Origin of the sequence: Kribbella hippodromi (assembly GCF_039531045.1) — a bacterium.
GTDB lineage: Bacteria > Actinomycetota > Actinomycetes > Propionibacteriales > Kribbellaceae > Kribbella > Kribbella hippodromi.
Genome location: NZ_BAAAPH010000004.1, coordinates 155767 through 180319, shown reverse-complemented (window position 1 = coordinate 180319; position 24553 = coordinate 155767). Strand labels below are relative to the sequence as shown.

23 protein-coding genes, 1 pseudogene and 1 riboswitch are annotated in these 24553 nt (G+C 69.0%); of the genes and pseudogenes, 9 read left to right on the top strand and 15 right to left on the bottom strand.

Features of this window, described 5'->3' with window-relative positions:
* Positions 1 to 986 precede the first annotated feature (986 nt).
* The 15 genes and pseudogenes from ABD260_RS07790 to ABD260_RS07720 all read right to left on the bottom strand — a co-directional run.
* Positions 987 to 1235: pseudogene (locus ABD260_RS07790) on the bottom strand (dihydropteroate synthase); the annotation flags it as partial.
* A 113-nt stretch (positions 1236 to 1348) separates the two neighbouring features.
* Positions 1349 to 1437: riboswitch (ZMP/ZTP riboswitch) on the bottom strand.
* Between the two features lie 9 nt (positions 1438 to 1446).
* Complete coding sequence (locus ABD260_RS07785; RefSeq protein ID WP_344232680.1) at positions 1447 to 2091, bottom strand: TetR/AcrR family transcriptional regulator; 645 nt, start codon at positions 2089 to 2091, stop codon at positions 1447 to 1449.
* A gap of 62 nt (positions 2092 to 2153) precedes the next feature.
* Positions 2154 to 2918: an SDR family NAD(P)-dependent oxidoreductase gene (locus ABD260_RS07780; protein ID WP_344232679.1), complete on the bottom strand. Its 765-nt coding sequence runs from the start codon at positions 2916 to 2918 to the stop codon at positions 2154 to 2156.
* A 28-nt stretch (positions 2919 to 2946) separates the two neighbouring features.
* Entirely contained in the window at positions 2947 to 3411 is a 465-nt protein-coding gene (locus ABD260_RS07775) for a MaoC family dehydratase (protein ID WP_344232678.1), read from the bottom strand.
* A complete protein-coding gene (locus ABD260_RS07770; protein ID WP_344232677.1) occupies positions 3408 to 4553 on the bottom strand; it encodes a thiolase family protein in 1146 nt (381 codons plus the stop codon). Before ABD260_RS07770 ends, ABD260_RS07775 begins: the two co-directional genes overlap by 4 nt.
* A gap of 77 nt (positions 4554 to 4630) precedes the next feature.
* Positions 4631 to 5572 (bottom strand): cyclase family protein, encoded by a 942-nt coding sequence (locus tag ABD260_RS07765; RefSeq protein ID WP_344232676.1) that lies wholly within the window; start codon positions 5570 to 5572, stop codon positions 4631 to 4633.
* A gap of 19 nt (positions 5573 to 5591) precedes the next feature.
* Positions 5592 to 6776, bottom strand: coding sequence for an acyl-CoA dehydrogenase family protein (locus ABD260_RS07760; RefSeq protein WP_344232675.1), 1185 nt, complete (start codon positions 6774 to 6776; stop codon positions 5592 to 5594).
* Entirely contained in the window at positions 6773 to 7087 is a 315-nt protein-coding gene (locus tag ABD260_RS07755) for a DUF7508 domain-containing protein (RefSeq protein WP_344232674.1), read from the bottom strand. Before ABD260_RS07755 ends, ABD260_RS07760 begins: the two co-directional genes overlap by 4 nt.
* A complete protein-coding gene (locus tag ABD260_RS07750; RefSeq protein WP_344232673.1) occupies positions 7084 to 8880 on the bottom strand; it encodes an acyclic terpene utilization AtuA family protein in 1797 nt (598 codons plus the stop codon). The genes ABD260_RS07755 and ABD260_RS07750 overlap by 4 nt, the downstream gene beginning before the upstream one ends.
* A gap of 24 nt (positions 8881 to 8904) precedes the next feature.
* Positions 8905 to 9345, bottom strand: a complete 441-nt coding sequence (locus ABD260_RS07745; RefSeq protein WP_344232672.1) for a hotdog family protein — start codon at positions 9343 to 9345, stop codon at positions 8905 to 8907.
* Positions 9342 to 9842 (bottom strand): MaoC family dehydratase, encoded by a 501-nt coding sequence (locus tag ABD260_RS07740; protein WP_344232671.1) that lies wholly within the window; start codon positions 9840 to 9842, stop codon positions 9342 to 9344. Before ABD260_RS07740 ends, ABD260_RS07745 begins: the two co-directional genes overlap by 4 nt.
* Positions 9843 to 9850: 8 nt before the next feature.
* Complete coding sequence (locus tag ABD260_RS07735; protein ID WP_344232670.1) at positions 9851 to 11050, bottom strand: CaiB/BaiF CoA transferase family protein; 1200 nt, start codon at positions 11048 to 11050, stop codon at positions 9851 to 9853.
* A 65-nt stretch (positions 11051 to 11115) separates the two neighbouring features.
* Positions 11116 to 12264 carry an acyl-CoA dehydrogenase family protein gene (locus tag ABD260_RS07730; protein ID WP_344232669.1) on the bottom strand — a complete coding sequence of 383 codons (1149 nt, stop codon included), beginning with the start codon at positions 12262 to 12264 and terminating at the stop codon, positions 11116 to 11118.
* 33 nt (positions 12265 to 12297) lie between these two features.
* On the bottom strand, positions 12298 to 13464 hold the full coding sequence (locus tag ABD260_RS07725) for a thiolase family protein (protein ID WP_344232668.1): 1167 nt from the start codon (positions 13462 to 13464) through the stop codon (positions 12298 to 12300).
* A gap of 2 nt (positions 13465 to 13466) precedes the next feature.
* Positions 13467 to 14315 carry an enoyl-CoA hydratase/isomerase family protein gene (locus ABD260_RS07720; RefSeq protein WP_344232667.1) on the bottom strand — a complete coding sequence of 283 codons (849 nt, stop codon included), beginning with the start codon at positions 14313 to 14315 and terminating at the stop codon, positions 13467 to 13469.
* A gap of 101 nt (positions 14316 to 14416) precedes the next feature.
* Here ABD260_RS07720 and ABD260_RS07715 point away from each other — a divergent pair, with 101 nt between their 5' ends.
* The 9 genes from ABD260_RS07715 (at position 14417) to ABD260_RS07675 (ending at position 24546) form a co-directional block, all read left to right on the top strand.
* The gene (locus ABD260_RS07715; protein ID WP_344232666.1) at positions 14417 to 15199 is read left to right on the top strand and encodes an enoyl-CoA hydratase/isomerase family protein; all 783 of its coding nucleotides are present in this window, start codon (positions 14417 to 14419) and stop codon (positions 15197 to 15199) included.
* A gap of 1 nt (position 15200) precedes the next feature.
* On the top strand, positions 15201 to 15980 hold the full coding sequence (locus ABD260_RS07710) for an enoyl-CoA hydratase/isomerase family protein (RefSeq protein ID WP_344232665.1): 780 nt from the start codon (positions 15201 to 15203) through the stop codon (positions 15978 to 15980).
* A 30-nt stretch (positions 15981 to 16010) separates the two neighbouring features.
* Positions 16011 to 17162 (top strand): acyl-CoA dehydrogenase family protein, encoded by a 1152-nt coding sequence (locus tag ABD260_RS07705; RefSeq protein ID WP_344232664.1) that lies wholly within the window; start codon positions 16011 to 16013, stop codon positions 17160 to 17162.
* Positions 17159 to 18226 carry an acyl-CoA dehydrogenase family protein gene (locus ABD260_RS07700; RefSeq protein ID WP_344232663.1) on the top strand — a complete coding sequence of 356 codons (1068 nt, stop codon included), beginning with the start codon at positions 17159 to 17161 and terminating at the stop codon, positions 18224 to 18226. The genes ABD260_RS07705 and ABD260_RS07700 overlap by 4 nt, the downstream gene beginning before the upstream one ends.
* A complete protein-coding gene (locus tag ABD260_RS07695) occupies positions 18223 to 18987 on the top strand; it encodes a crotonase/enoyl-CoA hydratase family protein (protein ID WP_344232662.1) in 765 nt (254 codons plus the stop codon). The genes ABD260_RS07700 and ABD260_RS07695 overlap by 4 nt, the downstream gene beginning before the upstream one ends.
* Positions 18988 to 19195: 208 nt before the next feature.
* Positions 19196 to 20326, top strand: a complete 1131-nt coding sequence (locus tag ABD260_RS07690) for a sugar ABC transporter substrate-binding protein (protein WP_344232661.1) — start codon at positions 19196 to 19198, stop codon at positions 20324 to 20326.
* Positions 20323 to 21876 (top strand): sugar ABC transporter ATP-binding protein, encoded by a 1554-nt coding sequence (locus ABD260_RS07685; RefSeq protein WP_344232660.1) that lies wholly within the window; start codon positions 20323 to 20325, stop codon positions 21874 to 21876. Before ABD260_RS07690 ends, ABD260_RS07685 begins: the two co-directional genes overlap by 4 nt.
* The gene (locus ABD260_RS07680) at positions 21846 to 22943 is read left to right on the top strand and encodes an ABC transporter permease (protein ID WP_344232659.1); all 1098 of its coding nucleotides are present in this window, start codon (positions 21846 to 21848) and stop codon (positions 22941 to 22943) included. Before ABD260_RS07685 ends, ABD260_RS07680 begins: the two co-directional genes overlap by 31 nt.
* Before the next feature lie 13 nt (positions 22944 to 22956).
* Positions 22957 to 24546 (top strand): amidase, encoded by a 1590-nt coding sequence (locus ABD260_RS07675; protein ID WP_344232658.1) that lies wholly within the window; start codon positions 22957 to 22959, stop codon positions 24544 to 24546.
* Positions 24547 to 24553 lie beyond the last annotated feature (7 nt).

Genomic DNA, 24553 nt, shown 5'->3' with positions numbered 1-24553 from the left:
GCATGCCTGGCTGCCGCAGGAACACCGCCATCGCGACCGACGCGACCAGGGGGAGGGCCATCATCATCAGCGGGAAGCTCTGCCGGCGCGGCTTCTCGGGCTCGGGCGGCAGGGTGAATTCGGTTCGCCTGGGTGGTGGCAGCAGCCGTGGTGGGCGGTTGAAGTCGAGGATTCCGCCGTTGGGATCGGCGGAAAGCGAGGCATCGGGAGGCTGGACTGCGGCCAGTTCGAGGACAACCGGTCCTACAGTCAGCTGCGAGCCGGTTGCCCAGGTCCGGCCGGACCATTTGTTCGTAGCGGTCTGCGGGCGGCGGTCCACCTCGAGCAAAGCGGCCCGATGACCTGGCGGCAGCATCTCCACATCCGTGCCAGTCCCGGTGCCGGGGAGCACGATCGGGCCGGCCGCTGGATCGTGCGGCCGGTCTGGTGCCTGCGCGGATTCGGGTACCTCGGATCGAAAGGTCACCTCGCCCGAGGTGGTCACCGTCACCGTACCGACCGAGTCCGGGATGCCCGCCCCGGCGAGACGTACGGCTGAGTCCGCCGTGGTGCCGATCGTGTAGCTTCCGATGCCCAACCGGTGAACGCCGCCGGCGCCGGGGCCGCTGACTACGCGGAGCTCGATCAGCCCTTGCGGTTCCGCGGGCAGACAGCCACGCGAGTCTCCGAGGCTGACAACGGAGCCCTCACGCAGCGGCGAGGCGGCGATCGTGGCGCCGGGATCGACCAGGGCGCTGCCGACGTAGATCGCAGGCTGTACGCGAGCTCCGTGCAGGCTTGTCACCGAGGCGGTCCCCGGGGGCGACGACAGCCCGCTGACGGCGGCGACCAGTTGCGGTACTACCGCGGACACCTTCGTCTCGGCGTCGGCTTTGACGAGGACATCCGCGCGTACGCCGAGCACGGGATCGACCACGGTGAGCACAACCTGCATTCGCCTGATTCCCCGTCCGTCGCACCGACTGTCAACCAGAGACTACGACGTGTCAGGACCCATCATGGTGCTTGGCCAGTGCCGCGAAGATCGTGAGCGCGTCCGAAAGCGCGGCCACGTCATGCGTACGAATGAAGTCCGCGCCCTGAGCGGCTGCGTACAGCTCGGCGGCCAAGGTTGCCGGGCCGATGTCCACGAGGTCTCTGTCGGTCAGGGCGCGGAGGAACGACTTCCTGGACGGCGAGATCAGGACCGGCAAGCCGTACCGGGCCTTGATCTCCGCGAGCCCGGCGAGGACCGTGCTCCGTCGGAGAACGAGTCAGTCGTGACGTTGACGATCCCCACCACCCGGGGCCGCGTTGCCCAAACGTCCGGTCCACCGAATCCGTCCACGCCGTGCCTCCCAGGGAAAGTCCGAGAAGCCCAGGCGCGCGGCACGACGTCATCCGACGAGGCCGCTCCCCGATGGTGAACCCATCCAGACGCCAGTCACGACCCACCGGCCACCTTACCTACTTGACCAGGCCGTGGATGGCGTGGTCGGCGAGGGTGGCGGCGATGCGTTCGTGCTGCTCGGGGGTGTCGCGGGCCTCGTCCGGGCGGTACCAGACATGCATCCAGTTCACGGCGCCGAGCATCGCCTTCGCGATCAGGTTCGCGTCGGTGTCGCGGAACGCGCCGGTCTTGATGCCCTCCTCGACCACCTTGACGTAGTAGTCCTCGAACTTCCGCCGCATCTGGAGGATCTCCTCCATCGCGGCGCCTTGGCTGCGGCCTTCGCCGGCCAGGTGGATGTCGATCAGGAACTGGCCGACGCCCATGTACGTGTGGTGCTCCATCATCATCAGCGCGTGCTGCCGGACCATCTCCCGGAGTTTGACGGCCGGCTCCAGGTCGTCGCGTTCGGCGGTCGGCCCGATCGCCTCCAGGATCCACTCGATGCCGCGGCGGTGGATGCCGATGAAGAGCTCGCCCTTGGTCCGGAAATAGTGATAGATCCGTCCTTTGGTCGCGCCCAGGACGTCGGCGACGTCGTCGATGGACGTCGCCGCGTAGCCGCGCTCGGAGAACGCGAGCGCGGCGGCGTCCAGGATCTCGCGGGCGCCCATCTGACGCTTGGGGTCCTGTGAACGACTGGTGACGTTCGGTTGCCTCATGCGGACATACTACCGAGACGGATGGTCACGTCGAAGGCCACAGCGGGAATCATCGGGTCCTCTCAGAGCTTGGCGCCGCCGTCGACGTACAGCGTCTGGCCGGTGATGTACGACGCCTCGTCGCTGCACATGAACGCGGCGGCCGCGGCGACGTCCGCGGGCTCGCCGACCCGTTTCACCGGGTTCTTCTCGGCGCCGAGGCGCCGGAACTCGTCGACGTCCAGCTTCAGCCGGGCCGCGGTCGCGTCGGTCATCTCGGACACGATGAACCCGGGCGCGATCGCGTTCACGTTGATCCCGAACGGCCCGAGTTCGATCCCGAGCGAGCGGGTCAGGCCCTGGATGCCCATCTTCGCGGTGGCGTAGTTGGTCTGCGCCTTCTTGCCGAGTGCGGATGTACTGGAGAGATTGAGGATCTTGCCGTAGCGCTGCTCGACGAAGTGCTTCTGGACGGCCCGGCTCATCAGGAACGCACCGCGCAGGTGCACATCCATCACCAGGTCCCAGTCGTCCTCGGTCATCCTGAACAGGTAGTTGTCCCGCGTGACGCCGGCATTGTTGACCAGTACGTGGACCCCGCCCAGCTCGCCCATGACCCGGCCGACGGCGGCCGCGACGTCCGTACCGTCGCTGATGTCCGCGCCGACCGCGATCGCCTTCGCGCCGCCGGTCAGCGGCAGGCCGGCGACGGCCTTTGCGGCCGCGGTCTCGTCGAGGTCGATCAGCGCGATGCCGGCGCCTTCCGCGGCCAGCCGGCCGGCGATGCCCAGCCCGATCCCGCGGGCGCCGCCGGTGATGACGGCGATCCGCCCTTCATAGCGTCCCATTGATCCTGCTCTCCTTGTCGGGGGTCGGTCAGGTCCGGCTCGGAACCAGCAGCCGGACGGTCTCCGCGATGCACGCGGGTTTGCTCTCGCCGTCGATCTCCACCGTGAAGCTGACGACGGCCTGGAGGCCGGCATCGGTGTCCGTCACGCCGGCCAGCGTCGCGTGGGCGCGGATGCGGGCCCCGACCCGGACGGGGTGCGGGAACCGGACCCGGTCCAGGCCGTAGTTGATCGCCATCCGGAGCCCGTCGACGGTGAAGATCGAGCGCCCGAGCGCGGGCAGCAGCGACAGCGTGAGGTACCCGTGCGCGACCGTGCCTTGGTACGGACCCGCCGCCGCCCGCTCGGGGTCGACATGAATCCACTGCCGGTCGTCGGTGATCGCCGCGAACGCGTCGACGCGGTCCTGGTCGATCTCGAGCCACTCGCCGGTGCCGAGGCTTTCCCCGATCGCGCCGCGAAGCGCCTCGACGCCGGCGAAACGACGAGTCACGCCGGCAACTCGTAGATCGTCACGTTGGCCTGCCCGCCGCCTTCGCACATGGTCTGCAGGCCGTACCGGATGCCGCGGTCGACCATGTGATGGACCAGCGTGGTGGTGATCCGGGCGCCGGAGCCGCCGAGCGGGTGCCCGAGCGCGATCGCGCCGCCGAGCGGGTTCAGCTTCTCCTCGGGGACGCCGAACTCGGCCTGCCAGGCGAGCGGGACGGACGCGAACGCCTCGTTGACCTCGAAGGCGCCGATGTCGTCGAGACTCAGCCCGGACCGCTTCAAAGCCTTGTGGGTGCCCGGGATCGGCCCGGTGAGCATGATGTTCGGGTCACTGCCCGCGACGACCGAGGTGTGCACCCGGACCAGCGGCGTCCAGCCGTGGGCCGCGGCGATTTCCGAGGTGGTGATCAGCACCGCCGCGGCGCCGTCGCTGACCTGCGAGGCGTTGCCGGCGCTGATCACGCCGTCGTCCAGGAACGAGGGCTTCAGCTTGGCCAGTACCTCGACCGTACTGTCCGGGCGAATGCCCTGATCGGCGCGGACCAGGCCGTCCGCGGTTTCGATCGCCACGATCTGCTGGTCGAACAGTCCGTCTTTGGCGGCACGAGCCGCCCGCTGGTGCGACCGTACGGCGTACATGTCCAGGTCGGTGCGGCTCAGTGACCATTGACGGGCGATCCGCTCGGCGCCCAGGCCCTGGTTCGGCATCCCCTCGCCGTAGCGCTTCACGTAGAGCTCGCCGATCGGCATCCCGTCGCGATACGTGCTGCCCATCGGGACGCGGGACATCGACTCGACGCCGCCGGCCACCGCGATGTCGTAGTGACCCGCGATCACACCGGCGGCGGCGAACGCGATGGATTGTTGGGACGACCCACACTGCCGGTCGACGGTCGTGCCGGGTACCGATTCCGGCCAGCCGGCCGACAGGACGGCGGTCCGCGCGATGTCGACCGACTGCTCGTCGATCTGGCCGACACACCCCCAGACCACGTCGTCGACCAGGGCCGGGTCCAGGCCCGCGCGGGCCGCGAGCCCTTGGAGTACCTGGGCGGACAGGTCGGCCGGGTGCAGGCCGGAGAGAACGCCGGCTCGTTTACCGATCGGCGATCTGACCGCCGCCACGATCACTGCGTCGCGCATGCCAAACTCCTAGTTGATTCATGGATCTACTGTGGTTTGAGGCCAGCTTCGTCGGAAGCTGCGGACCGCTGGGTGACTCAGTCCTGGCGGAGCGGGAAGGCCCAGGGCCGCAAGGGCGCGCCGGTGGCGCCGCGGAGCCGCAGGTTGGCCGCGAGGAAGGCGCTTTCGTACACCTTGGCCGCGGCCAGCTCCTCCAGATTGAGCGCCTCGATGATCGGCGCCCCGGCTTCGGCCAGCAGATAGGTGTGCACCGGGGTGAAGTTGTCCTCGTCGTTCGCCGGTGCCTGTTCGAGACAGGACGTGTCGGAGCCGACGATCATCGCGCCCTGGTTCACCAGGTGCACCGCCGCCGCCCGGTTGATCCCCGGCGGGTTGTCCCCCCAGGCCTCCTTCTCGGGCCAGTAGCGCATCCGCCCGGTACGGATCAGGACGACGTCGCCTTCCTGGATCTCCAGCCCTTCCGCGGCGAGGCACTCGTCCACGTCGTCGGGCGTGATCCCGTACGAGGCCGGCAGCACGTCGACGCCCCGCAGCGCCGGGAAGTCGAGCAGCACCGCCCGCGCCGCGATCGGTGGGAACTTGTCGGCGCCGTTCACCATCCAGTGCCGCGAACCGAGGTGCTCGCGTTCGGTGAAGTTGTTGTAGACCTTGCCGTGGTAGCCGTAGTGATTCAGCGTGTCGATGTGCGTACCGGTGTGGGTGTACATCAGCACCGAGTCACCCGAGTAGCTGATGTACTTCGTCAGCTCCGCCGGAATGCCCAGCCAGCCCTCGACCTCGGTACCGTGCGGCGAATGCGTCATCCAGAACTGGTACGGCGGATCGCCGATCGCCTGCCAGGACGGCATCCCGATGAAGTACTCCACCGAGAGATCGAACAGCTGGCTCGCGTCGACCCGGCTCATCACGGCCTGCCGGGATTCCGGCGTCATCAGGTTCAGCCGCCCGATCTGGTCCTCGGGACCGTACGGGCTCGTGCCCACCTGCCGGTTCGCGCCGGACGCTGGGTTGTCGTTCATCGCTTCTCCCTCCCAATACTCAGCGGTCCAGCAGGCCTTGGTAGCGGCCGCGGAGCAGGTCCCGGCTGATGATCATCTTCTGGGTCTCGGTGCTGCCTTCGCCGATCCGGCGGATCCGCAGCTCGCGGTACCACCGCTCCAGCGGCAGGTCCTTGGTGACGCCGTACCCGCCGTGGATCTGGATCGCCCGGTCCACCACCCGGCCGGCCGCCTCGGTGGCGACGATCTTCGCCATCGCGACCTCGGTCCGGAACGGCTGCCCGCTGTCGGCGCGCTCGGCGGCGTCGAGCGTGATCAGCGTCGCCGACCGGAGGTCGATCTCGTTGTCGACGAGCATCCACTGGATGCCCTCGTGCTCGGCGAGCGTGGACCCGAACACCGACCGCGTCCCGGCGTACTCGACGGCCATCCGATGCGCTTTCATCGCGACGCCCAGACACCCGGCCGCGTACGGGATGCGGTTCTTGGTCAGCCGCTCGGTTGCCAGCGCGAACCCCTGCCCGACCTCGCCGAGCACCGCGGAGGCGGGCACCCGGACGTCTTCGAAGGTGAGTTCGGTCGGGCAGTGCCCGGAACGGAGCGTGTGGATCACCCGCCGGACGGTGAATCCCGGCGTGTCCGCGTCGACGATGAAGCAGGTGATGCCCGAGCGGCCGGACTCCTGGTCGCCGGTGCGGGCGAAGACCAGACCGAAGTCGGCGGTGTCCGCGCCGCTGATGAACGTCTTGTTGCCGTTGATGATCCAGTCCGAACCGTCCCGCTTCGCCCGGGTCTGGATCGCCCGGGCCGGGTCGCTGCCGCCGGACGGTTCGGTGAGCGCGAAGAACGACTTCTTCTCGGCGCGCAGCACCGGGTACAGGTACCGCTCCTTCTGTTCGTCCGTGCCGTCGTACAGCTGGCCCATGTCCGGCTGCCCGAAGGCGGCGTAGCACGGGGCGTACAGCCCGGCGCGGTGCTGCGACATCTCCATCGCCAGCAGCGTCCGGGTCACGGTGTCGAGCCCCGCGCCGCCGTACTCCTCGGGGACGTCGATGTTGTACAGGCCCATCTGCTTCGTCTTGGTGACCAGCCGCTCGAGAACGGGAGCGCTCAGCTCGCTCTCGTCCGGGTCCAGCTCGAACTCGAGCGGGACGATCTCGGTGCTGACGAAGCGCCGGACCAGGTCGATCAGGTCGCGTTGCACATCGGTGACCGGCAAACTCATCGGTCTCCCTCCAGCCTCTGCTCGGATCCGGCACCGGCCGGTTGTTCGGGTGGTCTGCCGTGCTCGTCCTCGAAAGCACGGACGAGTTCGCGGTAGCGGGACAGGTAGGCGTTGGTCCGCTCGTACCGGAACGTGAGTCCGGGCCGATCGTCGAGCCAGCGTTCGAGCCGGCCACGCAGGCCGAAGCTGCTGTGGCCGCCGGCGTACTCGACCGCGATCACGCCACCCGGGCCGGAGATCTCGAACACGCCCAGCGCGGCGGGTACTTCGGCGAGGTTCGCCGCGGTCAGTGGCAACCAGGGCCTGATCATCGAACCGTCACCCCTTGGTCAGTCGGAAGATCTACCGGCAGCAATCGCTGCGGAATCTCGACGTGGCGTGAGCGCAGGTACTCCGCCAAGGCCTTGGCTTGCGGATCGGGCCGCGTACTCGACGCGACGCCGTCGCCGAGCAGGCCGTGGACGACGAAGTTCAGCGCGCGAAGATTCGGCAGCTCGTACCGGTCGATGTCGAGATCAGCAGCCTCGGCGAGCAGCTTCCGGAAGGCCTCGACATCGAGCCAGCTCCGTAGCCAGTCGTAGCCGTCGTCGGTCCGGGCCCAGAAGCCCACGTTCGCATCGCCGCCCTTGTCGCCCGAGCGGGCACCGATCACCGAACCCAGCGGTGCCAGGACGGTTTCGTCCAGGAGAGGTGCGTACGCCGTCGGTGCAGCGGCGCGGTATCCGGCATAGGGCTCCAGCGGGGGAGCCGGCACTTGCAACCGCGATCCGTCCGCGAACACGACCTCTGGGCTCAGTGCAGTGGTTGGTACCAGGGCCGGCCAATACACGCCGTACGCGCTCGCTGCCCGATCCGCCTGATCGATCCACATACCTGGGTAGCCGCCCATCCCGAAATCCCCGATCGCGTTGAAGAACCGGCGCCCGACCCGCGTCTCGTCCGGGTCCTTTAGCGTCACCTTCAGCCGGGCCTCGGCGCCCGGGGCGCTCGCGGCGTCGGCGCGGTCGGTGCGGAGCAGCCGTACGTCGGCCTCGTCGAAGGTGTCCAGCCCGCCGAGCGCTTGATCGAGCGCACGGGTGACGAAGTCCGCCTTGGCCTCGATGTTCAGGCCGGTCAGCACGAACGTGGCGCTGCTGCGGTAGCCACCGTGGTAGTTGATGCAGACCTTCGAGGTCTCCGGCGCGGGCAGCCCGCGGGTTCCGCTGATCCGGACCCGGTCCGGCCCGGCGTCGGACAGCTCGACGGTGTCGAAGCGGGCGATCACGTCCGGGTTCAGGTAGTCGGGTGCCGCGGTCTCGTACAGCACCTGCGCGGTGACGGTTTCCATCGTGACCGCGCCGCCGGTGCCGGGGTGCTTGGTGATCACGCTTGACCCGTCCGCGGCGATTTCGGCGATGGGGTAGCCGAGCGGGCCTGTCCACGGCAGCTCGGTGAAGAACGAGTAGTTGCCGCCGGTCGCCTGCGCACCGCACTCGATCACGTGCCCCGCCACGACCGCCCCGGCCAGCCGATCCCAGTCGTCGGGCTTCCAGCCGAACGCCCAGGCGGCCGGGCCGACGACCAGCGAAGCGTCGGTGACTCGCGGGCACACCACGATGTCCGCGCCGGCTCGCAGCGCCTCGGTGATTCCCCAGCCGCCGAGGTACGCGTTCGCGGTCACCGGCTGGATGTCGGCGAGGCTCTGGCCGGTGGCGAGATTCGCCAGCGGGTGGCCGTCTCGCTGCAGTTCCGGAAGCCGGTCGAGCAGGTCGTCACCCTCGAGATGGGCGATACGCGGCCGCAGCCCGAGCCGTTCGGCGAGCTGCCCGAGTTCGGCGGCGAGCCCGGCCGGGTTCAGGCCGCCGGCGTTGCTGACGATCTTGATGCCGCGCTCAAGACAGGTGCCGAGGACCTGCTCCAGCTGGGTCAGGAAGGTGGTCGCGTACCCGGTACCGGGCTTGCGTTGCCGGCTCTTCGCCAGGATCAGCATGGTCAGCTCGGCCAGGTAGTCACCGGTCAGTACGTCGATCGGACCGCCCTCGACCATCTCGCGGGCCGCGGACAGCCGGTCACCGTAGTACCCGGAACAGTTCGCGATCCGCAGGATCTCTCGGTCATCGCTCATGGTGTCCTTCTCATCGGTCGGGGGTCAGAGCGGCAAAGCCACCGTGGCGGTCGCGATGGCGCAGCGCACTTGGTCGGATTCACGCGTCTCGGTCAGCTCGAGGTGCAGCAGGCCCGTACCGTCGGCGGCGCGCTCCTTGCCGGTGACCGTGCCGGTGCAGACCAGCACGTCGTCCGGCACCGCGTACCTGCGGACCGACACCTCAAGGCGGCGCAGCGTGCCGGTCGTACCGATCCAGTCCGTGCACAGCGACACCAGGAACGCGCCGTGCAGATGCGACTGGACCAGCACGTCCGGATAGCCCTCGGACGCGGCATACTCGGCGTCGAAATGAATGCGATGGCTGTTCCAGGTGACGGCGCTGTAGCGGAACAGTTGCAGCCGGGTCGGGGTCCGGCGCAGCTCGGGCAGCTGGTCGCCGACGCTGACGTCGCCAAAGCGGAGGCCGGTGGTCGTGGTGGTCATCGGAGCAGCACCTTTCGGGTCGAAGTCAGCAGGACGCGACCGTCCGCGGCGACGAACTCGTGCCGGTAGCGGACGACGATGACCGGCCCTTTGGCACCGTCGGTGAGCTCCGCGTCGAGCATCGCGCTGCGCTCGGTCAGCGTCGTACCCGCCGTGATCGGGGCATGGAACTCCATCGCCTCGCCGCCACCCATCACGCGTACGCCCTCGGTGGGCAGATCCTGGAGCGCGGCCGTCGGTACGCCGTCGGCGCGCAAGCCGTCCTCGCTCGGGCCTTCGTCCCAGACCGAGACCGCGGTGACCAGGTTGGGCGGCGCGATGATGTCCGGATGCCCACAACCACGGGCGAATTCGGTGTCGTAGTACAGCGGGTTGGACTCGCCGATGGCCCGGGCGTACCGGCGGATCATCAGCGCGGTGATGGTGCCCAGTTCGTGGGTGCTCTCGACCCCGATCCGGGTCCGAACCGCCTCGAGTACGGTTTCGTCGACGGCCACGATTCCTCCTAGATCACGTTCTCGGCGCGGAGCGTTGCGAGCTCGGCGCCGGTGAGGCCCAGCGTGCGGGTGAGTACGTCGTCGGTGTGCTCGCCGAGCGCGGGTGCCGTGGTGCTCGGTACCGGCTCCGAATCGGTCAGGTGCAGCGGGCTGCCGAAGACGTACGACTCCGCGCCGTGCGCGTCCTTGACCGGCCGGATCATGCTTTCGGGACCGACCAGTGGGCCGGACATGACATCGGACAAGGCCAGCACCGGCGCGCAAGGTACTCCGGCCTGCTGCAGCTTCGCGACCACCTCGTCGCGGGCCAGGGTCTCGGCCCAACCGGTCACGATGTCGTCGAGCTTGTCGATCCGCGCGACCCGGGCCGCCGGCGACGCGAAGGCCGGATCGGCGGCGAGATCGTGGCGATCCATCAACGCGCACAGCGACTGCCAATGGCCGTTGGTCATACACAGAATGGCGACCCAGCCGTCCGCCGCCGGATAGACGTTGTAGGGCGCGACGGCCAGCCCGCCGTGCCGGTTGCCGGTACGCTCCGGCAGCGTGCCGCCGCTGTCCAGGTACCCCGCGATGTTCGAGGTGAGCGATGGGATCACCGCGTCCTGCATGGCGACCTCGACGTGCTGTCCGCGGCCGGTCGTGGTGCGCTGGTACAACGCCGCCATGATCCCGCCGAACAGATGCGTGCCGCCGAAGAAGTCCGCGAGCGCGGCACCGGCCTTCATCGGGGGCTGGTCCGGATAGCCGGTGGAGGCCATCACGCCGGAGACCGCCTGGATGGTCAGGTCCATCGCGCGCTGGTTGGCCTGTGGGGTCTGCGCGCCGTAGCCGCGCCCGGACGCGAGGATGATCCTGTCGTTGCTCTCGGCAAGGACTTCGTACCCCAGACCCAGCCGCTGCAGCGTGCCCGGCGCGAAGTTCTCCACGACCACATCGGCCGCGGCGACCAGGCGCAGGAAGAGATCCTTGCCGCGCTGGTCCTTCAGGTTCAGCCGGAGGCTCTGCTTGTTCCCGTTCAGCAGGCCGAAGGCGGCGGTCTGCTGTTCGCCGACCACCCGCCAGCGGACCGGCTCGCCGGTGAACGGTTCGATCTTGACGATCTCCGCACCGAGCTGAGCCATCAGCAGCGTGCAGTACGGGCCGTTGTAGACCTGGCTGAGATCCAGAACGACGAGGCCTTCCAGAGCGCGAGCAGTCACTGCCATCCTCCTAGCGTTCCGAGGAACATACTACTCCGTAGGTTTCGAGACAAGAGCTCGTCGCCGCGCGGTCACAAGGACCTGGCGATGAGCTCTTTCTGGATCTCGTTGGCGCCGCCGTAGATGGTCTGAGCGCGGGCGTCGGCGTACAGCCGGGCGATGGTGTACTCGGTCATGTAGCCGTACCCGCCGTGCAGTTGCAGGCACTTGTCGATCACCCGGCACTGCACGTCGGTGAGCCACCACTTGCACATGCTGGACGTGGGCAGATCCAGACCGCCCGCCAGGTGCGTACGCATGCAGTCGTCGAGGAACGTCCGGGCGACCTTCGCGAGGGTCGCGCACTCGGCCAGCTCGAACCGGACATGCTGTTTGTCGAACAAGGGTGCCCCGAACGCCTCGCGCTGCTTGACGTACTCGGTGGTGACGGCGACGGCCAGCTCGATCGCGGTCACCGCGGTGATGCCGATGATCAACCGCTCCTGGGGGAGCTTCTCCATCAGCATCGCGAAGCCCTTGCCCTCCGCGCCGAGGAGGTTGCCGGCCGGCACCGGGACGTCGTCGAAGAAGAGCTCGTTCGTGTCCGCGCCGTGCTGGCCGATCTTGTTCAGCGGTCTGCCCCGGCTGAAGCCAGGTGCCGAGGCGGTCTCGACGACGAGCAGCGAGAGGCCCTTCGCGCCTTTCGACGGGTCCGTCGTGCACGCCACCACGACCAGATCGGCGCTGCCGCCGTTGGTGATGAAGATCTTCGAGCCGTTCAGCCGCCAGCCGTCCGGGCCGGGTTCGGCCCGGGTCCGGATCGCCTTCAGGTCCGAACCGGCCGACGGTTCGGTCATCGCGAGCGCACCGATCAGCTCCCCGGTCGCCATCTTCGGCAGCCAGCGCTGTCGTTGTTCCTCGGTCCCGTACCGATGGATGTAGTCGGCCACCACCCCGCTGTGCATCGCATTGCCCCAGGAGCGGTCGCCAAGGCGCGCGTACGCCTCCTGGATGGTTGCCTGATGCAAGAAAGTGCCGCCGCCACCGCCGTACTGCTCGGGGATGTTGGCGCAGAGCAGGCCGAGCTCGCCGCAGCGGAGCCAGAACTCGCGTTCGACGTAATGCTGGGCTTCCCACCGTTCGCGGTGCGCGGGGACCTGCTCGTCGAAGAAAGCGGCCGCCATCGCGAACAGGTCGGCGGCCTCGCCGGTCATCCACGGGCGCGGGGTCGGGTCGGGCATGGTGCGTCCTGTCTCTTCGGCCGGGCGGGTACCTCAGACGCGTTCGATGACCGTCGCTGTCCCGAGTCCGCCGCCGCAGCACATGGTGATGAGTCCGTACCGGCCGTGGCTGCGTTCGAGCTCGTGCACGGCCTTGGTGATGAGGATCGATCCGGTCGCGCCGACGGGATGTCCCAGCGAGATCGCGCCGCCGTTGACGTTGACCCGGTCCGGGTGCACGCCGTACTCCTTGGTCCACGCGAGTACGACCGACGCGAACGCCTCGTTGATTTCGATCACGTCCAGCTCGGCCGGCGTGAACTTGGTCAGGCCCAGCACCTTCGCCGTTGCCGGGATCGGCCCGGTCAGCATCAGCACCGGGTCGGAGCCGACCAGGATCGAATCGATCAGCCTGGCCCGGGGCCGGAGACCGAGCTGATCGGCTCGCTGCCGGCTCATCAGCAGCACCGCGCCGGCGCCGTCGGCGATCTGGGACGAGTTCCCCGCGGTGTGGAAGCTCGGCGGGACGCGGTCGGGCTGGACCGGCTTGAGTCCGGCGAGAGCGTCCAGCGCGGTGGGCCGAAGGGCTTCGTCCCGGGTGACGACCACGGTGCCGTCCGGGGTCGTCACTTCGATCGGGATGATCTGGCTGTCGAAGCGGCCCTCGTCCCAGGCACGGGCGGCCCGGTCCTGCGAGCTTTTGGCGTACGCGTCGAGCTGATCGCGCTTCAGGTCCCACTGCTCGGCGATCCGATCGGCACCCTCGAACTGGATGGTCGGCTCGTACACCTCGGCGTACCGGCCACCGCGGGGATTGCCGTACGGTCCGCCGGGCGGCATGTTGCTGCCGAGCGGTACCGCGCTCATCACCTCGACGCCGGCGGCGATGACGATGTCCGCCAGCCCGCTCGCGATCTGGGCGTGCGCCATCAGCGCGGCCTCTTGGGACGAGCCGCACTGCGCGTTGACGGTCACGGCCGGCACCTCGAGCGGAAGGCCCGCGGCCAGCCAGGCGTTCCTGGTCACGTTCGCCGCCTGCATACCGAGCTGGCCGACGCATCCGCCGACGACGTGATCCACCTCGGCTCCGCTGAGATTGTTGCGCCGCAGCAACCCGAGCAGGACATCGCCGAGCAGTTCGTTGGCGTGCTTTCCGGCGAGTCCACCGTTCCGCTTGCCGATCGGCGAGCGGACGGCGTCGACGATGACGACTTCGCGCATCGTCAGGCTTCCTTCGAGTCCTGGGCGGACTTCTCCATGAACTCGGTGGCCTGGATCGCCACTTCCTCGCTGCCGAACGATTCGAACTCGGCGGCCAGGGCGAAGTTGAGCACCGTGTTGGCCGAGCCGAGCAGGTGTGCGTTCAGCGCCCGCTTGGTGTCCTGGGCCGCCTGCGGCGGTAGGGCAGCGAACCGGAAGGCGATCTCCTTGGCCGTGGTCAGTACGTCGGCGGCGGGTACGACCCGGTTGCACAGGCCCATCCGGAGCGCGTCGGTGGCCGGAATCCGGTCGCCGAGCAGGATGTACTCCTTCGCGGTCAGCAGGCTGGTCAGCGCGGGCCAGGTGACCACGCCGCCGTCGCCGGCGACCAGGCCGACGCGGACATGCGGGTCGCTGAGGAAGGACTCCTCGGCCATCACCACGAAGTCCGACATCGTCGCCAGGCTGCAGCCGAGTCCCACCGCGGGACCGTTGACGGCGGCAACGACCGGGAGGTCGCAGCCGAGCATCGCGCGGACCAGCCGCTCACCGGTCCGGATGTTCCGGCGGCGGACGGCGAGATCGGTGTGGCTGAGGACGAAATTGGGCAGGTGGCCGCCGGCGCTGAAGGCCCGGCCCGCGCCGGTGAGCACGACGGCGCGGGCTCCCTCGTCGTCGGCCAGCAGGTCCCACACCCGGCGCAGGCCTTCGTGCAGGTCGTCGTCGACCGAGTTGAGTTCGCCGGGCCGGTTCATCGTGACGATGCGCAGCGGGCCGTCCGCTTCCACCAGCAGCGTCGGCGCCAGGCGCGAGTAGTCCATCAGTTTCGCCTCCTCGTCCCGGCTGTCTCGAAGCCGGAAAGATCGACTCATCAGAAAAAACCTACGTGGTAGTATGTCATTCTCATTCTGCCCGCGCAACGATCTGATGCCTCGTCGCCGGGGGAGCCCGATGTCCGTCGCTGAGGAGAGCCATGGCAGATCTGGAGTACACGGTGCGGGACGGGATCGGGACGATCCTGCTCAACCGTCCGCGGGTGAAGAACGCCTTCACCCTGGACATGATCGAGAGCTGGGCGGAGGCGCTGCGGTCGGCGCAGCTCGACGACGAGGTCCGGGTGGTGGTCGTCACCGGCGCCGGGGACGCGTTCTGCGCCGGCATCGACCTGGACGCGTTCGCGGCCGAGGCGACCGGGCCGCTGTCGGTGAAGAGGTTGCTCGACGACCGCATCCACCGGGTCGCGTACGCGGTGGAGGATCTGGACAAGCCACTGATCGCGGCGGTGAACGGAACAGCTGTCGGGGCCGGGATGGACATGGCGCTGATGTGCGACATCCGGCTGCTGGCGCGGTCCGCCCGGCTGTCGGAGGGGTACATCCGGATCGGCCTGGTCCCGGGTGACGGTGGCTGCTACTACTTGCCGCGGATCGTCGGGACCGGCAAGGCGCTGGAGCTGATGTGGACCGGCGACTTCGTCGACGCCGGGGAGGCGCTCCGGTTGCGGATCGCCAACCACGTGTACGCCGATGACGAGTTCGGCCCGGCCTGGCAGGCGCTGGCCCGCCGGATCGCGGATCAGCCGCCGCTGAACCTCCGGTTGATCAAGCGGGCGACGTACCAGTCGGCGAACACCGATGCCCGGACCGCACTGGACCTGATCTCGTCGCACATGGCGGTCGTGCACAGTACGGAGGACTCGGCGGAGGCGATGGACGCCTTCCGGAACAAACGCAAGCCCGTGTTCGGAGGGCGCTGAGATGGACCCGATCCTGGTGTCGCAGGAGGGGGCGATCGCGCGCATCACGCTGAACCGGCCGAGCCGCCGGAACGCGCTCGACCCAGCGGCCTGGCAGTTGCTCCGGGCAACGGTCGGGAAACTCGCCGAGGACAGTACGGTGCGAGTGGTCGTCCTGTCCGGCGCGGACGGAAGCTTCTGCGCGGGCTCCGATCTCGGCGGGCCCAAGGACGAGCATCCACTGGAGCGAATGCGCCGGCTGAACAATGCGGCGCTCGCCGTCCACGAGTTCCCGAAGCCGCTGATCGCGCGGGTGGACGGACCGGCCGTCGGCGCGGGCGCCAACCTGGCGCTCGCTTGTGACTTCGTGGTCGCCTCTCCGGCCGCTCGCTTCGGCGAGATCTTCGCCAAGCGCGGCCTGTCGGTCGACTTCGGTGGATCCTGGTTGCTGCCGCGCCTGGTCGGCCTGCAGCAGGCCAAGCGGCTGTTGATGCTGGCCGACGTGATCGAGGCCGAGGAGGCTCGCGAACTCGGCCTGGTCACCTGGCTGAAGCCGGCGGCTGAGCTCGACGAGTTCGTCACCGACCTGGCCGGCCGGCTGGCAGCGCTGCCGCCGGTCGCCGTGTCGCAATCGAAGGCGCTGCTGCACCAGGGCGCCGACCAGACGCTGCGTCAGGCGCTCGACAACGAGGCCCGGGCGCAGGCGGTCAATCTGGCCACCGAGGACGTGCCGATCGCCTATCGCGCGTTCCTGGACAAGGTCGCCGAGCCTTCGTACACGGGCCGCTGGGCCGTGCGCTGAGGCGCCGATCGAGAGAACGAGGCTTGCCTGATGGACCTGTGGAACTTGCGGCCGGCGACCCTGCCGGCCGAACTCGAGAACCTCCGGCACGACGTCCGTGCCTTCCTCCGCGCGGAGCTCGCCGCCGGCCGGTTCACGCCGCGGTGCGACCAGTGGCTCGGCGGCTGGGACGCGTCGTTCAGCCGCCGGCTGGGCGAGCGCGGCTGGATCGGGATAGCCTTCCCCGAGCAGTACGGCGGGCGCCAAGCCGGGGCGTTGGCCCGATTCGTCGTCACCGAGGAACTCGTTGCTGCCGGTGCTCCGGTCGCCGCGCACTGGATCGCTGATCGCCAGTCGGGGCCGGGGCTGCTGCGGTTCGGGACTGAGGAGCAGAAGCACACGTACCTGCCCGGGATCGCGCGAGGCGAGCGCTTCTTCGCTGTCGGGCTGAGTGAACCGGACACCGGCTCGGACCTCGCGTCGGTACGCACTCGCGCGACCCGGGTGGACGGCGGCTGGCAGCTCAGCGGTACGAAGGTCTGGACCAGCGGCGCGCACCACGCGCAGACCCTGGTGGTGCTGGCCCGCACCGCCGCGCCCTCCGCGGACCGGCATGCCGGCCTCGGACAGTTCATCATCGACCTTCCGCATCCGGACGTGCAGATTCGCCCGATCCGGCTGCTCACCGGCGAGCACCACTTCAACGAAGTTGTCCTCGACGAGGTGTTCGTCCCGGACTCGCGGGTGCTGGGCGAGCCCGGCGACGGCTGGCACCAAGTCACTCATGAGCTGGCGATGGAACGCAGTGGCCCGGAGCGCATCCTGTCCACCTTCCCACTGCTCGCGGTCGCTACAGAGTCGCTGGCCGCCGCTGGCCGGCTCGGCGAACGGTGCGCTCTCGGGTCGGTCGTCGCCCGGCTCTGGGCGCTACGGCAACTGTCGCTTGCGGTCGCGGGCCGGCTCGAGGCCGGTGGCGTACCCGCGGTCGAGGCGGCCGCGGTGAAGGATCTCGGCACCCGGTTCGAGAGTGCGGTCATCGACTGCGTCCGGATGCTGACCCAGGTGGAGCCGGACGCCGGCTCGGCCGACGAACTGTCCCGGATGCTGGCCGAAGCCGTCCTGCACAGTCCCGGATTCACGCTACGAGGCGGAACCAACGAGATCCTGCGCGGCGTGATCGCCAGGCAATTGGGGGTGCGATGAACGACATCATCGAGGCGCTGGACGCCAGCGTCCGGTCGGTCTGCGGGAAGTACGACGAGGCCAACCGGCGTAACGGCTGGAACCCGGCGCTGTGGTCGGCGCTCGAGTCCATCGGCGTGACCACCTTGTCCGTACCGGAGGAGTGCGGCGGCAGCGGGGGCGATGTCGCGACGGCGGTAGCCGTACTGGAGGTGCTCGGTGAGCATGCGGCCGCGGTTCCGTACGCGGAGACTGCCCTGCTTGCGGGACGGCTGCTTTCCGGCTGCGGCGTTCAGGTGCCGGCGGGTCCGCTGGCGTCGATCGTCGTCGGTACGGAACTGCAGGTGCTGCCAACGAGTGGTGGCGTACACGTGAGTGGAATCGCGCGCCGGGTGCCGTGGGCACGTGCTGCCGAGCATCTCGTCGTACTCGTTGAGGACCGGGTGATCCTGCTCCGGCGGGGCGAAGGCCTGATCGCCGAGGGCGCCAACCTGGCGGGTGAGCCGCGGGACGACGTCGCGTTCGACTGTGCGGTTCCGGACGAGCGGGTGCATTGGCTGCGGGGCGAGTCAGCGCGGGTCGTACGCGAGCAAGCGCTTCGTACGACGCTGGCGCGCGCCGCGCTGATCGCCGGCGCGGCCCGGCGGGCACTGGAACTGACGGTGACGTACGCGGGGGAGCGCGAGCAGTTCGGGCGCCCGATCGGGAAGTTCCAGGCCGTGCAGCAACATCTGGCGGCGATGGCCGGTGAGGTGGTGCTGACGAAGATCGCGGTCGAGGCCGCGGCAGTGGCGGTCGACGAGGACAACGGAGCGGAAGTGGCCGTCATGGCGGCGAAGACGGTCGCCGGACAGGCCGCGGGGCTGGTCGCCTCGCTGGCGCATCAGATCCACGGCGCGCTCGGGTACACCGAGGAGCACCCGCTCCGACACAGCACAACGCGGCTGTGGGCCTGGCGGGACGAGGGCGGCAACGAGGCCGCCTGTTCCGCCGTACTGGAGCAGCACGTCCTGGCCGCGGGCAAGGGCGGTTTGTGGCCGTTGATCAGCGGCCACGTTTCCGTACCGACGAAGGAGTCGCTGTGAGCAGTGTCTTGTTCGAGGCCGGTCAGGACGGCATCGCCATCATCACGATCAACCGGCCGGACCAGCGGAACGCGGTCGATCTCGAGGTGGCGAACGGCATCGCGGCCGCCGTCGACGAGTTCGAGGAACGCACAGACCTTGCGGTGGCGATCCTGACCGGGGCCGGCGGCAACTTCTGTGCCGGCCTGGACCTCAAGGCCTTCACCCGGGGTGAGATCCCGATGCTGCCCGGGCGTGGCTTCGGCGGCCTCACCGAGCGGCCGCCTGTCAAACCGCTGCTGGCCGCGGTCGAAGGGTGGGCGGTCGCCGGTGGTTTCGAGCTTGCGCTCAGCGCTGACCTGATGGTGGCCGCGCGGGACGCGAACTTCGGCCTGCCCGAGGTACGCCGTGGGCTGGTGGCCGGGGCGGGTGGGCTGGTGCGGTTGCCCAAGGTGCTTCCGTACCACCTGGCGATGGAGCTTGCGCTGACCGGTGAACCGTTGCCAGCGGCAACTGCACATCGGCACGGGATGATCAGTGTGCTGACCGAACCCGGTGACGCCCTGGCCGCGGCTCGTGAGCTGGCGCGGAAGATCGCCGCCAACGGGCCGTTGGCGGTCCGCGTCAGCAAGCGGATCGTCGCCGGAGCGGTGGGGTACCGCGACACCGACGCCTTCCCGGACCAGCAGGCGCTGGTCGATCAGGTCGTCGCTTCGGCCGACGCGCTCGAAGGCGCCCGGGCCTTCGCCGAGAAGCGTCGTCCGAGCTGGACCGGCGCCTGAGCCACGGCACCTTCCAGGTCTGGGAAAACAGTGCGGAGTTGGCGCTTGCCAACCGACCGATGCCGTCACATACTACTGCGTAGGTCATACATACTACTACGTAGGTTTTCTGGAAACCTTCGAGTTTCCGCCGGCAGCTGCCCCGATCGCGAGGCGAGTCACGAGCGAATCCATCGCTCGTTCCCAGACCCGGAAAGAGTCCCTGGCTATGAAGATTCAGTTTCGAGCAGCCGTCCTCGGCGCCGGCGCGCTCTGTCTGCTGCTGACCGCCTGCGGCAACAGCTCCGATGCCACCACGCAGAGCGCGGTGTCGGCGGACCCGGCGGCGAAGGCCGCTCTCGCGGAGGCGAAGGCGGTCTACGCCGAGTACTCCGCGGCCAAGGCGCTGGAGCCGATCCCTCCGCTCAAGTCCGCGCCGCCGAAAGGCAAGCGGCTCGTGGCCGTCGCCTGCAACTTCCCGACCTGCGCGTCCGTCGCCGATGGTGCGAAAGCGGCCGCGCAGGCGCTGGGCTGGAACGCGACGGTGCTGCAGCACGACGGTTCGCCGCAGGGCTACGTCTCCCTGATGAACCAGGTGGCGGCCGATCCGCCGGATGCGTTCGTCTACGTCCCGGCGCTGCCGGATTCGTCGATGAAGGAGCAGCTGGCAAAGCTGAAGGCCGCCGGTACGAAGATCTCCGAGGTGTCACCGCTGGAGCAGCCCGGAGCAGACAGCGCCGTCCAGGCTGTTGTCCTGGGCAAGCAAGACGTGACGCAGACCGGAAAGATCCTGGGCAGCGCCGTCGTCGCGGACGCCAATGGCGCGACCGACGCCGTTTGGGTGTGGGATCCGTCGTTCGCCAACTCGTGGTCGCCGATGAAGGACGCGTTCACGAAGGCCGTCGAGAGCGCCGGTGGCAAGGTCGGGGTTCTGGAGGCTTCGGTGCAGGGCATCGGCAAGACGGTGCCGGCCCAGATCACCGGCTACCTGCAAGCGCATCCGAAGACGAAGTACGTCGTGACGCCGATGGTCGACTACCAGTCCGGTCTCGATCCGGCCATCCAGGCAGCCGGTCTGCAGGGCAAGGTGAAGGTCATCAGCCGCGCCACCAACCAGTCCATCCTGCAGGGCATCAAGAACGGGACGGACTGGGCCGGCCTGGCCATCGAGCTCCAGGCAGTGGGCTGGCGCGCGGTGGATCAGCTCGTACGGCTGGAGGTGGGTATGCCGCTTGGTGACCGCGCGGACCCCGTCGGCTGGCAGCAGATCTACCTGAAGAGCAACGTCGATCAAGCCGGTGCGGCGCCGGAGCCGCCGAACTACCAGCAGCTCTACACCACGGCCTGGACCGGGCGATGAGCTCGGCCGCCGCGCCAGTCTTGCGCATCACCTCGCTGTCGAAGACGTTTCCGGCTCAGCGGGCGCTGGCGGACGTCGACCTCGAAGTCCGGGCCGGCGAGGTGCACTGCCTGCTCGGACAGAACGGCTCGGGAAAGTCGACGCTGATCAAGATCCTGGCGGGCTATCACAGCCCCGACCCCGGGTCGTCGGCGACACTGAACGGGGCGCCGCTGGCGCTCGGCAGCCGGACCACGCGGGAGCAGGCGGTCGCCTTCATCCACCAGGACCTGGGGCTGGTGACCGAGTTCGACGCCGTCGACAACCTTGCTCTGGGCAACCGTTACGCGGGCCGTTGGTGGCTGTCCGAACGACGCGAACGTCGTGCGGCGCAACAGTTGCTGGCCGAACTCGAGATCGATCTCGACCCCGGACGTCCGATCCGCGAAGCCACCCCGGGGCAGCGTACGATGCTCGCCATCGCGCGGGCGGTGGCCGCCACGGACGGGGCGCCGGCGCTGCTCGTACTGGATGAGCCGACGGCGTCGTTGCCACAACATCAGGTCGAGCAGTTGTTCGCGCTGATGCGCCGGCTCCGCGAACGGGGTACGGCCCTGCTCTACGTGACGCACCGGCTCCGCGAGGTGTACGCCGTTGGTGATCGGGTCACCGTGTTGCGGGACGGTCGGCGGATCAGTACCGAACCGATCGAGAACGTCGGTCAGGACGAGCTGATCCGGTTGATCATCGGCCGCGAGCCCGCCGCATTCGCGCCGCAGTTGCCGGCGGCCGGTACCGAGACGTTGCTCAAGGCAACTGGCGTGTCCGGCGATCAGGTCGCCGACTTCTCGCTGCAGGTCCGGGCCGGCGAGATCGTCGGGGTCACCGGGCTGGTCGGCTCGGGCTTCGACCAGGCGCTCGGCCTGATCTTCGGCGCCCGGCCGCGGGTAGCGGGCGAGGTGACGCTCGGTGGACAGCCGGTCCCGCCCGGTCGGCCGGACCGCTCGATCGACGCCGGCCTCGCGTACGCGCCGGCGGATCGCAAAGGGCTCTCGACGATCCAGGCGTGGACCGCGCGGGAGAACGTCACGCTGCCCCGGCTGCCTGCCACCCGGACGGCGCGCTGGCTCGGCCCGCGCGCCGAACGCCGCGCGGTACGGCCGTGGATCCGGCGGCTGAACGTGATGCCCGCCGACCCGGACCGGCAGCTGGCGCTGCTCAGCGGTGGCAATCAGCAGAAGCTGGTACTGGCGCGCTGGATGCGCCTTGACGCCAAGGTGCTGCTGCTCGACGAGCCGACGAGCGGAGTGGATGCCGGCGCGACGGCCGCGATCTACGACGTGCTGGCCGGGGTCGCGACGCAGGGAGGTGCCGTCGTGCTCTCCTCGTCCGACGCCGAGGAACTGTGCGCGGTGTGCGACCGCGTTCTGGTGATGCGCCAGGGCGTGGTCCGCACTGTGCTTTCGAAGGGGGATCTGTCCGTGGCGCGCATCGTCAGCGAGACGATCCGCGACTCCGCCGACCACCAGGAGTACCGACCATGTCTGTCGAACCTCGATCCGGCTTCGTGACCGCCGAGTCACCAGCCACTCCGGCCGACGCGGAGCGTGTACGGGCCGGGTGGTTTCGCAAGGTGTCCTGGGGCCGTTATACGGGACTGGCTCTGTGCATCGCGTTCGTCGCGTTCTTCTCGCTGCGACTGCCGGACACGTTCCCCACCCATGCCACCGCGGCAAGCATCGCGGGTGACCAGGCGGTGACGCTGATCCTCGCACTTGGCCTGCTCGTCACGCTGGCCGTGGGGCAGTTCGATCTGTCGGCCGCGCAGAACCTCGGGATGAGCGCGGTGATCTGCACCTCGCTGCTGGTGAACCATCGTCTGAATCCGGTCCTGGCAGTCCTGATAACGGTGGCCATCGGTCTGCTCGTGGGAGTGGCCAACGCTGTGTTCGTGTCCGTGATCGGCGTCGACAGCCTGGTCGCGACCCTCGGGATGAGCTCGGTTCTGCTCGCGATCACCGAACAGGTCTCCAACTTCCAGTTCATCGGTCCGGCGCCGGCCGGGTTCCAGAACATCTCGAACCACGACTTCTTCGGCTTCCCGATCATCGCGGCGTACGCGGTCGTACTGAGTCTGCTTGTCTGGTACGTCCTCGAACACACTCCGATCGGACGGCGCGCGTACGCGGTGGGCGCCAACGCCGACGCCGCTCGGCTCGCCGGCGTGCGGACCGTACGGTATGTCGTCGGCTCGTTCGTCGTGGCCGCGTTGTTCGCTTCGCTCGGTGGCGTACTGGTGGCCGCGAAGATCGGCAACGTGTCCCCGAGCCTGGGCCCCGCGTACCTGCTGCCGAGCTTCGCCGCTTGTTTCCTTGGCATGACACAGCTCAAGCCGGGACGGTTCAATGTGTGGGGTACCGTCCTGGCATTGCTGCTGCTCGCGATCGGCGTGAAAGGCCTGCAGTTGATGGGTAACAAGCTGTGGGTGACGGATCTGTTCAACGGCCTCGCGCTGCTGGCGGCGGTCAGTGCTGCCGTACTGAGTGCCAAGCGGACGACCTGGTGGAAGCGCCGGGTCCGCCGTCCAGGGTCAGCGCGGTCGCCGAAGAGTTCCGTCGCCACCGCCGACCGGTCGTGAGGAGGCAAGCACCGTGACATCGAGTGAGGAGCGCGTCCGGGCGCTGTGGGAACTCGCCGGCCTCGAACCGCCGGCCGACGAGGCCCGCGCGATCGCCGGCGACCACCCGAAGTTGCGTACGCAGGCTGATGCGTTGCGGCGGGCTGTCGTTGAAGGGCTCGACGTCGACGGGTCGATCCCGACGGCCTTCGGCGAACCGGCGGAGCTCGGGCCGCAACCATCGGGACCTACCGCACCGACGATCCAGGACACCGCGGCCGCATTGCGCGCGGGGACCACGTCGGCTGTTGAGCTGACGACGGAGGTGTTCGCCCGGATCTCGCGGTTCGGAGCGGCACTCGGGGCGTACGTCGACACCTACCGGGAGACCGCGCTTGCAGCGGCCGAGCGTGCTGATCGCGAACTTGCCTCGGGTACGCACCTCGGGCCGCTGCACGGCATCCCGCTGGCGGTCAAGGACATGATCGCGACTGCGGAAGGTCCGACCCGCGCCAACAGCCTGGTACCACCTCCTGGTTGGACGTATGAGGGTGATGCCGCGGTCGTCGCGCGGCTGCGGCAGGCCGGGGCGATCATCGTGGGAAAGGCGACCACGAGCGAGTACGCCGTTGGTCCGTATGATCCGACCAAGGGCTTCCTGCGGCCGCGGAACGCCTGGGATCCGGAGCGTTTCGCGGGGTCTTCGAGTTCGGGCACCGCGGTCGCCGTCGCTGCTGGGCTCGCGCTGGGTGGGCTCGGGACCGACAGCGGTGGCTCGATCAGGCATCCGGCCGCGCTCAACGGGGTGACCGGCCTCAAGCCGACGTACGGACAGGTGTCCACGGCCGGGGTCGTCCCGCTGGCTCCGACGCTCGACACGGTCGGCCCGATCGCCCGCTCGGCCTGGGACTGCGCGGTCCTCCTGCAAGCGATGACCGGTGACGCGGGCGTGCTGACGGCGCTCGACGGCTCCGCGCGGGACCTGCGCATCGGCGTACCGAAGCGGTACTTCTTCGACTCGGCGAATGTTTCCGGACCGGTCAAGGCGGCCGTCGAGGCGGCGATCTCGGTCCTGTCCGCGGCCGGTGCGACCGTGACCGAGGTCGACCTGCCGAACGCCGACATGGCCAAGATGGCGAACCACATCGTGCTGCTGAGCGAGGGATTCGCGCACCACCAGCGGTCGCTCATCGACCACTGGCCCGAGTACGGGAAGCCGCTGCGCGCGCTCTTTGCCCGCGGTGCGACCTTCACCGCAGCCGACTACGTGAACGCGCGGCGGATGGCCGGTGTTTTCGGCGAAGTCGCGGCGTACGCGCTGCGGGACTGCGACGTACTGATCACCCCGACCCTGCCGACCGGAGCCGCCCGGCTCGACGAAACCGACCCAACCGGCATGCACGGCTGGGCAAGCGCCATGTTCACCCCCCAATGGAACCTCACCGGCCTACCATCCTGCGCCGTCCCCATCGGCTTCGACCACAACCACATGCCGCTCTCAATGCAACTCATCGCCCCCCATCACGCCGAACCCACCCTCCTCCGCACCGCCGACGCCTACCAACAACTAACCTCCTTCCACCTGCTGACACCGCCAGAACGCCCGGCAACCGTCAGCAGTTGACGCACAC